Source organism: Allobranchiibius huperziae, assembly GCF_013410455.1.
GTDB classification, from domain to species: domain Bacteria; phylum Actinomycetota; class Actinomycetes; order Actinomycetales; family Dermatophilaceae; genus Allobranchiibius; species Allobranchiibius huperziae.
In genome coordinates, this window is record NZ_JACCFW010000001.1 from 1112049 (window position 1) to 1124949 (window position 12901).

At 70.1% G+C, this 12901-nt stretch carries 11 protein-coding genes and 1 pseudogene; 8 read left to right on the plus strand and 4 right to left on the minus strand.

The window, feature by feature from the left end:
- The first annotated feature begins 70 nt into the window (after nt 1-70).
- Together HNR15_RS05305 and HNR15_RS05310 are read left to right on the plus strand one after the other, a co-directional pair.
- Nucleotides 71-514 carry a hypothetical protein gene (locus HNR15_RS05305; protein WP_179479734.1) on the plus strand — a complete coding sequence of 148 codons (444 nt, stop codon included), beginning with the start codon at nt 71-73 and terminating at the stop codon, nt 512-514.
- Between the two features lie 120 nt (nt 515-634).
- Complete coding sequence (locus HNR15_RS05310) at nt 635-1459, plus strand: LLM class flavin-dependent oxidoreductase (protein WP_179479736.1); 825 nt, start codon at nt 635-637, stop codon at nt 1457-1459.
- Nucleotides 1460-1499: 40 nt separating this feature from the next.
- Here HNR15_RS05310 and HNR15_RS05315 read toward each other — a convergent pair whose 3' ends face one another.
- Genes HNR15_RS05315 through HNR15_RS05325 form a run of 3 tightly spaced genes read right to left on the minus strand, consistent with a single transcriptional unit; the run spans nt 1500 to nt 3837 of the window.
- A complete protein-coding gene (locus HNR15_RS05315; RefSeq protein WP_179479738.1) occupies nt 1500-2270 on the minus strand; it encodes a MerR family transcriptional regulator in 771 nt (256 codons plus the stop codon).
- Nucleotides 2271-2299: 29 nt separating this feature from the next.
- Nucleotides 2300-3058: an ABC transporter permease gene (locus HNR15_RS05320; protein WP_179479740.1), complete on the minus strand. Its 759-nt coding sequence runs from the start codon at nt 3056-3058 to the stop codon at nt 2300-2302.
- The gene (locus tag HNR15_RS05325) at nt 3055-3837 is read right to left on the minus strand and encodes an ABC transporter ATP-binding protein (protein ID WP_179479741.1); all 783 of its coding nucleotides are present in this window, start codon (nt 3835-3837) and stop codon (nt 3055-3057) included. The genes HNR15_RS05320 and HNR15_RS05325 overlap by 4 nt, the downstream gene beginning before the upstream one ends.
- Before the next feature lie 97 nt (nt 3838-3934).
- Here HNR15_RS05325 and HNR15_RS05330 point away from each other — a divergent pair, with 97 nt between their 5' ends.
- From HNR15_RS05330 to HNR15_RS05345, 4 genes are all read left to right on the plus strand, one after another.
- On the plus strand, nt 3935-4492 hold the full coding sequence (locus HNR15_RS05330; RefSeq protein ID WP_179479742.1) for a hypothetical protein: 558 nt from the start codon (nt 3935-3937) through the stop codon (nt 4490-4492).
- Nucleotides 4493-4637: 145 nt separating this feature from the next.
- Nucleotides 4638-6080, plus strand: coding sequence for an ammonium transporter (locus HNR15_RS05335; protein ID WP_179479743.1), 1443 nt, complete (start codon nt 4638-4640; stop codon nt 6078-6080).
- Nucleotides 6077-6415, plus strand: a complete 339-nt coding sequence (locus HNR15_RS05340; RefSeq protein WP_179479744.1) for a P-II family nitrogen regulator — start codon at nt 6077-6079, stop codon at nt 6413-6415. The genes HNR15_RS05335 and HNR15_RS05340 overlap by 4 nt, the downstream gene beginning before the upstream one ends.
- Before the next feature lie 132 nt (nt 6416-6547).
- Nucleotides 6548-8905 carry a [protein-PII] uridylyltransferase gene (locus HNR15_RS05345; RefSeq protein WP_179479745.1) on the plus strand — a complete coding sequence of 786 codons (2358 nt, stop codon included), beginning with the start codon at nt 6548-6550 and terminating at the stop codon, nt 8903-8905.
- Nucleotides 8906-8924: 19 nt separating this feature from the next.
- Here the strand turns inward: HNR15_RS05345 and HNR15_RS05350 are convergent.
- Nucleotides 8925-9203 (minus strand): annotated as a pseudogene (locus HNR15_RS05350) (VOC family protein); the annotation flags it as partial.
- Nucleotides 9204-9303: 100 nt separating this feature from the next.
- Here HNR15_RS05350 and HNR15_RS05355 point away from each other — a divergent pair.
- Complete coding sequence (locus HNR15_RS05355; protein WP_343048429.1) at nt 9304-11244, plus strand: adenylyl cyclase; 1941 nt, start codon at nt 9304-9306, stop codon at nt 11242-11244.
- A 56-nt stretch (nt 11245-11300) separates the two neighbouring features.
- On the plus strand, nt 11301-12896 hold the full coding sequence (gene ffh, locus HNR15_RS05360) for a signal recognition particle protein (RefSeq protein ID WP_179479747.1): 1596 nt from the start codon (nt 11301-11303) through the stop codon (nt 12894-12896).
- Nucleotides 12897-12901 lie beyond the last annotated feature (5 nt).

Sequence of the window (12901 nt, forward strand, 5' to 3'; positions counted from 1 at the left end):
GGCCCGCTAAGCAGCGGGATCTGTCATGGTGTCGCGGGTGTCCCGTAAGCAACAAGACTTGTCGGTGCCGGTGAGCGCGCTCCGAATCGCAGGCTTGGCCAACACCGGCAGCATCTTCCAGACGGGCCTGCAGGTGCGGGTCGTCGGCGACCTCGTCCATGCCTGGGTGCCCACCGGTTCGCGCTCCTCGCCGCCGCACTTCCACGGACGCGTGGACACGGGCAGCCGGCAGCCGTATATCCGGGGCACGGTGCGGGAGGCGTGGATGGAGGCCAACCTGCCGCGCCTGTGGTGGGGCCTGACGGTCTGGATGGTCCTCATCGCCGTCTTCGGGATCGTGACGCTGGCGCACGGGGACCGGGTGGGTCTCGCGCCGCTCCTGATCGGCATCTTCGGCGGCGTGGGGTTCGCCGGCCTCGCGGCCGTCTCATCGAGCCAGCGCGGGTCATGGTTCGACGACAAGTACGAGGAGCTGGACGACGAACTCACCCGGTGGGCCGCCACCTCGTCGTGACCACAGCGCGTCCAGCCACTTCGGGCGTAGCCGCTGACGCCGCCGTTGACGCGAGTCGACGGGTGTGTGACGGTCACGAGACCCCGATCGGTGGGGTGGGTTGCATGGAGGGAGAGGCAGATGACCGACCGGCATCCTGAAGTGAGCCCGTTCCGCTTCGGCGTCGTGACGCCGTTCGGGCCCGACGTCGCGGGCTGGACCGAGACGGTCCGCCGCATCGCCGGCCAGGGCTACTCGACAGTGCTGATGCCCGACTTCCCACGCCTGCAACCCGCCCCGGCGGCCGCGCTCGCGGTCGCTGCGACCGTCGCCGACGTGCGGGTGGGCACCTGGGTGTACGCCGCCCCGCTGCGTCGGCCGTGGCTGACAGCGTGGGAAGCCCACTCGCTGACCCTGCTCACCGCGGGCCGCTTCGAGATGGGCATCGGCGCAGGACGACCGGGCATCGAGGAGGAGCTGCGCGAGCGCGACCTGCACGTGCCGTCGCCCGGTGAACGTCTGCAGCAGATTCGCGAGACGGTCGCCGCGCTGCGCGAGCTGGACGGTGCGGACGCACACACGCCGGTCGTGACGGCGGTGACCGGGCCGAAGGCCCGCGCTCTGGCAGCCGAGATCGCCGACACGGTGACCTTCGCCATGACGCCGACCGAATCGCGAGCCTCGGTCGAAGAACGAATCCGCAGCTTCGACAGCACGCGCAAGGTCGAGCTCTCGATGCACGTCCCGGTGGTCGGCGACAGCGTGTCGCCGTTCATGGCGCCCCCGGACATCGACACCGGATCGCTGCGGGAGACCGACTCGCTCTCCTGCCTGCCGCTCGATCCCGCCGCCGCGGCCGATGAGCTGCGTCGGCGGCGCGAGGAGCTCGGCGTCTCCTACATCGCCTTCGGAGCCGACGTCGCGGACACGTTCGCACCACTTGTCGCCGAACTCGCCGGCCGCTGATCGGGGCTCGCCGCGCCGAGGACGTCCGTACGCCGAGCACTCAGCGGGCGATGCGCTCCAGGTTGGTCCAGCCGGTCCAGCCGCGAGCCTGTAGCAACGCGAGCAGCGTTCGCGCGGCGGGGACCGCGTCCAGGAAGACGGAGTCAAGCAGGGCCGCCAGGTCACGCGGCACTCTGCCGGAGGTGCTCTCCGCACCGTCGGACGCGTCGTACCAGCCCTCCAGCGCGGCGACGAGTTGGTCCGCGATCGCCGGGAGGCGGGGGTCGGTCGCGTCCCAGTCGATGGTCGCCGCCATGTCGCGGTAGAGCTCGAGGGTGGCCGGATCGTCGAGCTGCTGGTTCTTCATGGCCATGTAGAACGGCATCTGTTCCGGCAGTTGCGCGGCGACGAGGATCCAGGCGTCGCGCTCGCCGGCCACGAACCGCTCGGCGAAGCCCAGCTCGTGCAGTCTCTCGAGGTAGGCGACCGCCTCGGCCGGGAGCGCGAGGCTGTCGCCCGCGGCGAGCTGGGCGATCCGCCGCAGGTGACGCTGCCGGTCGCGGATCTCGGCCCGCAGGCGGCGGCCGACGTCCGCCACCGCCGCGGCGAACGCCTCGTCATCGGCCGAGAGCAGCTCGCGCACCCTCGCGAGCGGGACGCCGGCGTCGGCGAGCGTACGGATCCTGATGAGCTCGACCACCGCGCCCGCGTCGTAGCGCCGGTATCCGGACGCGTCCCGCTCGGGCTCGGCGAGCAGCCCCGTCGCGTGGTAGTGCCGCACCGCCCGCACCGTCACACCGGCGTACGCCGCGAGCTCGCCGATCGTCAGCATGACCCTTCTCCTCATGTGCGTCCGACCGGTCAGGTGACCCTGCTGCGGTAGGTGCGCGTCGCCAGGACGACCGCGAGGAGCAGAAGGCCGCTGCACCAGGCGAGCGCGATCCAGACGTCGTGGCCGACCGGCTGCTCGGCGTACAGGTGACGGATGGTGTTCACGATCGAGGTGACCGGCTGATGTTCGGCGAACCACCGTACCGGGCGTGGCATCCCGGAGGTCGGCACGAACGCGGAGCTGACGAACGGCAGGAAGATGAGCGGGTAGGAGAACGCGCTCGCGCCGTCGACGGACTTCGCCGTGAGGCCGGGGATGACCGCGAGCCAGGTCAGGGCGAGCGTGAAGAGCACCAGGATGCCGGTGACGGCGAGCCATGCGCCGAGGCCCGCGCCGGAGCGGAAACCCATCGCGATCGCGACCAGGACCACGAGCACCACGGAGATCGCGTTGGCGACCAGCGAGGTGAGCACATGCGCCCAGAGCATCGCGGATCGACCCACCGGCATCGACTGGATCCGTTCGGCGATGCCGCTCGACACGTCGGTGAACACCCGCAGTGCGGTGTACGCGACGCCCGACGCGATGGTGATGAGCAGGATCCCCGGCAGGAGGTAGTCCACATAGCTGCCGCCGGTGTGGATCGCCCCGCCGAAGACGTAGACGAAGAGCAGCAGCATGGCGATCGGGGTGATCGCGGTGGTGATGACCGTGTCGGGGCTGCGCAGCATGTGACGCAGCGAACGGCCCAGCAAAGCAACGGTGTTGGCGAACGAAGTCGTGTTCATGACTGGCTCCTCACGGACGCGTCGTCCCGGTGGCCGACGATGGACAGGAAGATCTCCTCGAGGGTCGGTTGCTTCTCGACGTATTCGACCTCGGCCGGTGGCAGCAGCGTCTTGAGCTCCGCGAGCGTGCCGTTCGCGATGATCCGGCCCTCGTGCAGGATGGCGATCCGATCGGCGAGGTGCTCGGCCTCGTCGAGGTACTGGGTGGTGAGCAGCACCGTGGTGCCCTGGCCGGCGAGTTCGCGCACGATCGCCCAGACGTCGAGCCTCGCCTGCGGGTCCAGGCCCGTGGTCGGCTCGTCCAGGAAGAGCACCTGCGGGTCGCCGATGAGGCTCATAGCGATGTCCAGGCGGCGGCGCATCCCGCCGGAGTAGGTCGACACGCGCCGAGTGGCGGCGTCCGTGAGGCCGAACCGTTCCAGCAGGTCGTCGGCGACGGCCCGTGGGTCCTTCATCCGGCGCAGCCGGGCGATCAGGACGAGATTCTCCCGGCCGGTCAGGATCTCGTCCACCGCAGCGAACTGCCCTGTGAGGCTGATGGATCGGCGTACGTCGGCCGCCTCGGCGCGGACGTCGTACCCGTTGACGGTGACAGCACCCTCGTCGGCCTTGAGCAGCGTCGACAGGATCCGCACGGTGGTTGTCTTGCCTGCTCCATTGGAGCCGAGCAGGGCGAAGACGGTCCCTACCGGGACGCTCAGATCGACGCCCCGGAGCACGTCATGGTCGTTGTAGGACTTGGTCAGCCCCGCGATCTCGATCGCTGTTCTCGTGGTCATGCGAGCACTGTGCAACCCTGACGCTGCGTCAAGGTCAAGCCGTCGCAGCATCGTGATGGTCGAGCTGCCCATTCCGACCTGGGTTAGCGTGTGCGGCGTGCTCGGACCGGCTCGTATCGCGTCATCGGGCCCGTGGGCATGGTCGTTCCTGATCGGGCTGTCCATCTCGATCGTGGTGAGCCTCGCGTGGTGCGCGCTGCTGGCCCGCATCCTGCACCGCCGACGTACCGGGGCCTGGAAGCCGCAGCCGGGCGGGCGTACGGCGGTGCAGCGTGCGTTTCGCCGCCACCCCGGCATCGCGCTGGCAGTCGTCACCGCGATCATCGCCGTCGCGTGCTGGGGCCCGCTGTGGCCGCCGGACCCGGCCTACCACCAGTGGCGTCTCGCGCACGGGACGGTCTACTTCACCCGGAAGGTCCGCGTCGACACGGGGCGGGAGACCGCCACCTACACCGTGGCGTCGATGGGCGACCAGAACTACGCCCTGGTCGCCAACTCCTCGCACCGGCACATCGTGTCCGGCGACTACCTGACGATGCGCTGCGAACGGGTCTCGCGACACGTCACCCCGTTCGCGTTCGAGTGCCGGGTCAGCGGCGACTCCCCGAACCCGGAGTTCGCGTCCGTCCTGCAGCAGAGCGGCATCACGCCCTGACACCACCCCCGCGGCCCACGTCCCGTCTCGAGCATCGAGACGGCTGTCTCGCGCAACGGTTCTTTAACACCGCGCCCCGAGTCGCAACACTCCCGTAACACGTTGTGCGTCCGGGTGAAACGCCGCTCCCGGACAGTGATGGCCCATGACGACCCTCTCATCACTGGCGACGGCCGATAAGCCGTTCATCGACAGCGGGAACACCGCGTGGGTGCTGGCCGCGGCCGCCCTCGTGCTGTTCATGACCCCCGGACTGGCGTTCTTCTACGGCGGCATGGTCCGCACCAAGAGCGTCCTCAACATGATGATGATGAGCTTCATCAGCATGGGCACGGTCGGCACCGTGTGGGTGCTCTGGGGCTACAGCGAGGCCTTCGGACCCGACCTGGGCGACAAGGGCCTGCTCGGCAATCCCTTCAAGGAGTTCGGACTGCACGGCGTCCTCAGCGCGATCTATGGATATACCCCCGCGTCCGGGGGCAACCCCGCCGCCGGCGGTATCCCCGGGTCGGCGTTCGTGGCGTTCCAGGTGGTCTTCGCGATCATCGCGGTGGCCCTGATCTCCGGCGCCATCGCCGACCGCGCGAAGTTCACCACCTGGACCGTGTTCACCGTCCTGTGGGCCACGCTCGTCTACTTCCCGGCAGCGCACTGGGTCTTCGCCTTCAGCGGGTACGCCGCCAAGACCGGCGGCTGGATCGCGAACGGCGGTGGATTCCTGCACGGGCACGGCGCGTACGACTTCGCCGGTGGCACTGCGATCCACATCAATGCCGGTGCGGCGGGCCTCGCCCTCGCACTCGTGCTCGGCAAGCGGATCGGCTTCGGCAAGGACCCGATGCGTCCGCACAACCTGACCCTGGTGATGCTCGGCGCGGGCATCCTGTGGTTCGGCTGGTTCGGTTTCAACGCCGGGTCCGCTCTCGGCGCCGGCACGCAGGCCGCCGGCGTCTGGGTCAACACGCTCGCCGCGACCTGCACGGCGATGCTCGGCTGGCTCATCGTGGAGAAGGTGCGCGACGGGCACCCGACCTCCCTGGGTGCCGCCTCCGGCGTCGTCGCCGGACTGGTGGCCATCACCCCGGCCTGCGCCACGGTCACCCCGGTCGGCGCCCTGATCGTGGGACTTGCCGCCGGCTCGATCTGCGCCTTCGCGGTCGGTCTGAAGTTCAAGCTCGGCTTCGACGACAGCCTCGACGTGGTCGGCGTGCACCTGGTCGGTGGTCTGGTCGGCACCCTGCTGATCGGCCTGCTCGCCAGCGTCAACAGCCCCACCGGTCTGGCCGGAATCAAGATGCAGGAGGGTCTCTTCTACGGGGGAGGTTTCCTGCAGCTGGGCGTCCAGGCGGCCGCCGCGATCAGCGTGATGATCTTCTCCTTCGTGGTCACCTACATCATCGGATTCGCCCTGGAGAAGACCATGGGCTTCCGGTTGCACGAGGATGACGAGGACGCGGGCATCGACTCCGCCGAGCACGCCGAGACCGGCTACGACCTGGGCAACCTGTTCAGCGGCCGGATGGGCGTCGGCTCGCACGCTGTCCCGCATGACGCCCGCCACCACGACGAAGAGGAAGTGAAGGCATGAAGCTGGTCACCGCCATCATCAAGCCGTTCAAGCTGGACGAGGTCAAAGAGGCCTTGGAGGCCTACGGCATCGCCGGAATGACGGTCAGCGAGTCCAGCGGGTACGGTCGCCAGCGCGGGCACAGCGAGGTCTACCGCGGCGCCGAGTACACCGTCGACTTCGTGCCCAAGGTGCGTGTCGAGGTCATCGTGGAGGACATGGACGCCGGGAGCGTCGTCGACGTGATCGTGAAGGCGGCGCAGACCGGCCGGATCGGTGACGGCAAGGTGTGGACCGTGCCGGTCGAGGACGTGGTCCGGGTGCGTACCGGGGAGAAGGGCGCCACCGCGCTCTAGACCTCCGCCCGGCAGCAGCACCGCGCACGAGATTGGCCGGCGTCCCGTCCGTCGACGGGACGCCGGCCACCCGTCCGTACGGGCGCACACGTCTGCCGCGCAACGCCGTACGTCGACGAAGGGGAGACGACCATGGGAACGATCCCGGTGGATCACACAGGCAAGCGACTGGATCTCGCGGGCACCCGCGACTTCACCCGGCCCGGAGCCGGTGAGCAGCGGCGCGCCCGGCTCGCGGCGTACGGACGGAGCTGGCTCGGCGACCTGTGGGACGAGGCGGTCGCGCCGTTGCGCGGCACCCACGACCAGGGGGTGGCCCTCGCGGCCGTCGGGAGCCTGGCCCGCGGGGACGGCGGCCCGTTGAGCGACTACGACCTCGTGCTGGTGCACGACGGTCGGTCGATGGACGCAGGGGATGTGACGGCGCTCGCGGACCGCATCTGGTATCCGGTCTGGGACGCCGGGGTGCGCCTCGATCACAGCGTGCGGACCCTGGGGGAGTGCCGCAGCGTCGCGTCGGCGGACCTGTCCGCCGCTGTCGGGATGCTCGACCTGAACTGGATCGCCGGCGACCCGCTCGTCGTGTCGGGGATCCGCACCAGCATCGCGCACGACTGGCGCGGCAACGCCCGCAAGCGCCTGCCCGAGCTGCGCGAGAGCCTCGAGGCGCGCCACCAGCGCAACGGCGACCTGACCACGGCGATCGAGCCGGACCTGAAGGAGGCGCGCGGCGGGCTGCGCGACATGACCATCCTGCGGTCCCTGACCGCGGCATGGCTCGCGGACCGGCCGCACGGCGACGTGGACGCCGCGTACGGGCGCCTGCTCGACGTGCGTGACGCGTTGCACGTGGTCACCGGCCGCGGCCGGGACCGTCTCAGCCGCGAGGACCAGGACGGGGTGGCGGCGCTGCTCGGTCACCTGGACCAGGACGCGCTGCTCACCGAGGTCGTGGAGTGCGCGAGAGCGATCAACTTCGCCCTCGACGGGACCTTCCGACGCGCCGCCCAGAGCCAGCGCGCCCGCACCCTTCGGGTGGGGCCCCGTCGGCCGGTGCTCCACCCCTTGGGATACGGCCTCTACGAACACGACGGCGAGGTCGTGCTGGGCCAGGGCCTGTCGCCCAGAGGCGATTCGTTGCTGCTGCTGCGCGCCGCAGCGGCGTCCGCGCGGCGGCGGCTGCCGCTCGCTCCCGCCACGGTGGCCAACCTGACGCGCGACCTGGTCGAGCCCACCCGACCGTGGACCTCGGAGATCCGGGACGCCTTCGTCGATCTTCTGGCGGCCGGGCCGGGTCTGCGCCAGGTGTGGGAGAGCCTCGACCTCGCCGGTGCGATTGCGTTGTGGGTGCCTGAATGGCGGGCCGTACGCAGCCGCCCGCAGCGCAACGCCGTACACCGCCACACCGTCGACCGGCACCTGATCGAGACCGTGGTGGAGGCCTCGCAGGCCCGCGCCGAGGTCGACCGGCCGGACCTGCTGCTCGTGGTCGCGCTGCTGCACGACATCGGCAAGATCGCCGGCGTGCACGACCACGCGGTGGAGGGTGCTCCCGTGGCGGCCAACATCGCGCGTCGGATGGGCTTCGTCGGAGACGACGTCGACGTGATCGAGCTCCTGGTGCGCGAGCACCTGACGCTGGTCGACCTGGCGACGCGCCGTGACGCCCAGGACCCGGCGACGGTCCGTGCGCTCATCGACGCCGTCGAGGGGCGCCGCGACATCCTCGACCAGCTGGCCGTGCTCACCCAGGCCGATGCCGTCGCCGCGGGACCCAAGGCCTGGACCACCTGGCGCGCGGGGCTGGTCGCCGACCTGGTGCGGGACACCCGGGCGCAGCTCGGCGAGCACCACACCGTGCCGGCCGAACCCGCCAACGCCACAGCGCTGCTCGGCCCGGACGCGGTCGACGACGTCGCCATGGGGATCGCGTACGTCCACATCGTGCCGACCCCGCGGGGCGCGTCCATCCAGATCGCCGACCGTGACCGGTTGGGCCTGTTCGCCGACACCGTCGGCCTGCTGGCGGCAGCCGGTGTGGTGGTGCGGACCGCACGGGTCCGCACCGCCGACGGGATCGCCGTGAACAGCTGGGAGGTGGAGTGCCCTGGCGGCGATCTGCCCAACCCGCAGGACGTCTCGCGCGGGCTCGGCCTGCTGGCCGCGGGCGACCGTGGCCCGCTGCGCGCACTGGAGCGGCGCCGTCGTACGCCGGTCCCGGATGCCCCGACGACCCGCGCCACGGTCATCCCGGGCGGCTCGGCGGACGCCACGGTGATCGAGGTGCGCTCTACCGACCGGCCCGGGCTGCTGCGCGACATCGGTATGACGTTCGCCAAGTGCGGGCTCGCCGTGCGCTCGGCGCACGTCGCGACGTACGCCGGTCAGAGCCTGGACACCTTCTACGTCACCGCTGCCGGTGGCCGTCCCGTCGAGCCTCCGGCCGTCGCGCAGGTGATCGCCGCCCTGATCGACGCCTGCGACAGCTGACCCCGCCACTCCCGCGCGCTCAGCTGGGCTGCAGCTCCTGCGCCAGCATCACGATGATGCCGCTGGGGCCGCGGACGTAGGCGAGCTTGTAGACGCCCTCGTACGTCGCGACGCCCCGAAGCGGGCCGTAGCCGTGCCTGGCCACGATCCGCAGGGCGTCGTCGATGTCGTCGACCGAGAACGCCACGCGGTGCATGCCGATCTCGTTCGGCACCGTGGGCGCGGACTCGATGACGGCGGGGTGCAGGTATTCGAAGAGCTCGAGGCGACCGCCCCCGTCCGGCGTCTGGAGCATGGCGCGCACGCTAGCTCCTCGAGAATAGCGATGCGCTCAGATCCCCACGCGGGCGAAATCACGGATGTAGAGTCCGAATTCCAGGCCCAGATAGGGGAACAAAGTGACTTCCAGTGCCTTCGGTCGTACGTCGACCGCTGCCCGCCGTCGGAACCTGCGACACTCCCTGACCCGTGCCGCTGCCATCGCTGCCTCGGCGGCGGTGGCGACCGCCGGCGCGGTCGGTACCGCGGCCGCCGCGCCCGGTCGCACCGGCCCGGCCAGACCCGCCATCAGCGCGAGCGTCCTCGGCCCGAACGTCGTCGTCTTCGACCCGAGCATGTCGACCGCCGAGATTCAGGCGAAGGTCGACGCGATCGCCAACCAGCAGATCACCAACCAGTTCGGCCCTCAGCGGTACGCGCTGCTCTTCAAGCCGGGCACCTACGGCAGCGTCGCCGACCCCCTGAGGTTCCAGGTCGGCTTCTACACCGAGGTCGCGGGCCTCGGCCAGAACCCCGACGACGTCACGATCAACGGGTCGGTCGACGTCTACAACCAGAGCGACGGCACCGCGCTGGACAACTTCTGGCGCTCGCTGTCCAACCTGCACATCGCCGTCACGGGGCCGGGCGGCAACGGGAACAGCGGCTGCTACGCCAACACCGAGTTCTGGGCCGTCTCGCAGGCGGCGCCGATGCGCCGGATGGACGTCACCGGGAACACGACGTTCATGGACTACTGCACCGGGCCGTCCTACGCCAGCGGTGGTTTCGTGGCCGACACGTCCTTCGGAGGCGCCACGCCGATCAACGGCAGCCAGCAGCAGTTCTACGTGCGCAACAGCACGATGGGCGGCTGGAGCAACGGCGTCTGGAACCAGGTCTTCTCCGGCGACGTCGGTGCCCCGGCCCAGAGCTTCGGCACGACGAACGCCGACGGCTCGGCAGCGGCGCCGTACACGACCCTCGACACGACCCCGGTCTCCCGCGAGAAGCCGTACCTGTATGTCGACGCTCACGGCGCGTACCGCGTGTTCGTCCCCGCAGCGCAGAAGAACTCCAAGGGCACCACGTGGCAGGGCGGTCAGACCCGTGGCCGCTCCCTGCCGCTCAGCAGCTTCTACGTCGCGAAGCCCGGCGACTCGATCGCGAAGATCAACTCGGCACTGGCGCAGGGCAGGAACCTGCTCCTCACCCCGGGGGTCTACGCGACGAACCGGTCGATCGACGTCAAGCGTGCCGACACCGTGGTGCTCGGCCTGGGACTGGCCACCATCGAGCCGGACGCGGGCAACATCGCGATGACCACGGCCGACGTCCCGGGCATCGACGTCGCAGGCATCATCTTCGACGCCGGGGCGAAGAAGTCCCCGGCCCTGCTGCGGGTGGGCAGCGACCACGCGGGTCGGGGCCACGGCAACCCGCACCGCTCCAGCGCGGCCGACCCGACGGCCCTGCAGGACGTCTTCTTCAGGATCGGCGGCGCCCATGTCGGGCGGGTGGACGACGGGCTGGTCGTCAACAGCGACCACACGATCCTCGACGACATCTGGTCCTGGCGCGCCGACCACGGGCAGAACGCCGGCGACGTGGGCTGGACGGTGAACACCGCCGACAACGGGGTGGTCGTGAACGGCGACGACGTCACGGCCACCGGGCTCTTCGCCGAGCACTACCAGAAGTACAACGTCCTCTGGAACGGCGAACGCGGCGAGACCATCTTCTTCCAGAACGAGTTGCCCTACGACGCACCGGACCAGGCCGCCTGGAGCCAGCACGGCGAGCCCGGTTACCCCGGCTACAAGGTGGCGAACTCGGTGCGGACCCACGCCGCCTACGGTCTGGGCAGCTACATCTACACCAACGTGAACCCGTCGCTGCACGCCGCGAACGGCTTCGAGGTGCCGAACACGCCCGGCGTGGCGATGCACGACATGGTCACCATCTCGCTCAACAAGGCCGGGACGATCGACCACGTGATCGATGGTGTCGGTGCACCTGTCACGCCGACCTTCCAGGGACCGAGCGACGTCACCTTCTACTCCAACGGCGCGACGTCCTGACGCGGGTGATACCGGGCGTGCCGGGTCCGCCGCGAACGGCCCATAAACTGTAGGGCGTGTTCAACACTCTCTCGGACCGGTTGACGGCCACCTTCAAGAACATCAAGGGCAAGGGGCGGCTCAGCGAATCCGACATCAACGCCACCATCCGGGACATCCGGATGGCGCTGCTCGATGCGGACGTCGCGACGACGGTGGTGCGCCATTTCACCTCGCGGGTGCGCGAGCGTGCCCTGGGCGCCGAGGTCAGCAAGGCGCTGAACCCGGGCCAGCAGGTCGTCAAGATCGTCAACGAGGAGCTGGTGCAGATCCTCGGCGGCCAGACCCGGCCGCTGACGCTCGCCAAGCGACCGCCGACCGTGATCATGCTCGCCGGTCTGCAGGGCTCGGGTAAGACGACGTTCGCGGGCAAGCTCGCCCGCCGGCTGCGCGACGAGGGCCACTTCCCGGTGCTGGTCGCCGCCGACCTGCAGCGCCCCAACGCCGTCACCCAGCTCGAGGTCGTCGCAGAGCGCGCCGGGGTGCCGTGCTTCGCGCCCGAGCGCGGCAACGAGGGCGGCGCCGCCCAAGGCGCGGAGGGCACGACGTCGTACGGCGATCCGGTGTGGGTCGCGCAGGCCGGTGTCGGTCAGGCGCGGGTGCGCCAGTACGACGTGGTCATCGTCGACACCGCCGGCCGCCTCGCGGTGGACGAGGCGCTGATGAAGCAGGCGGCCGACATCCGCGAGGCCATCCAGCCCGACGAGGTCCTCTTCGTCATCGACGCGATGATCGGTCAGGCCGCGATCGAGACGGCCCTGGCGTTCCAGCAGGGCGTCGACTTCACCGGTGTCGTCCTGTCCAAGCTCGACGGCGACGCCCGCGGTGGTGCGGCGCTGTCGGTCGCCTCGGTCACCGGTCGCCCGATCATGTACTCCTCCACGGGCGAGGGCGTGAAGGACATCGAGGTCTTCCACCCCGATCGGATGGCCTCGCGCATCCTGGACATGGGCGACGTCCTCACCCTCATCGAGCAGGCCGAGCGCGCGTTCGACCAGCGCCAGTCCGCCGAGATGGCGCGCAAGTTCATGGACGAGGAGGACTTCACCTTCGAAGACTTCCTGGAGCAGATGAACGCCATCAAGAAGATGGGCAACATCAAGGCGCTCATGGGGATGATGCCCGGCATGTCGGGCATGCGCGACCAGCTGAACAGCCTCGACGAGCGGGAGTTCGTCCGCGTCGAGGCCATGGTGCAGTCGATGACCAAGTTCGAGCGCACCCACCCCAAGGCCATCAACGGCTCACGCCGCGCCCGCATCGCGGGCGGCTCGGGCACGACGGTGTCCGAGGTCAACCAGCTGCTGGAGCGCTTCACCCAGGCGCAGAAGATGATGCGCCAGATGCGCCGCGGCGGGGGTATGCCCGGGATGCCGGGAATGGGTGGCATGCCGGGCGGCGGCGGTGCCAAGCGCGGCAAGCAGCAGGTCAAGAAGAAGGGCAAGAGCGGCAACCCGGCCAAGCGCGCGCAGCAGGAGCAGGCCGCGCTGGCCAAGGCATCCGACGCCCGCGAGCGGTCCTTCGGCAACGCGTTCGGCGCGGGCGCCGAGGAGCCGACCGAGGACGTGAAGCTGCCCAAAGGCTTCGAGAAGTTCCTCGGCCAGAAGGACTGACCGGC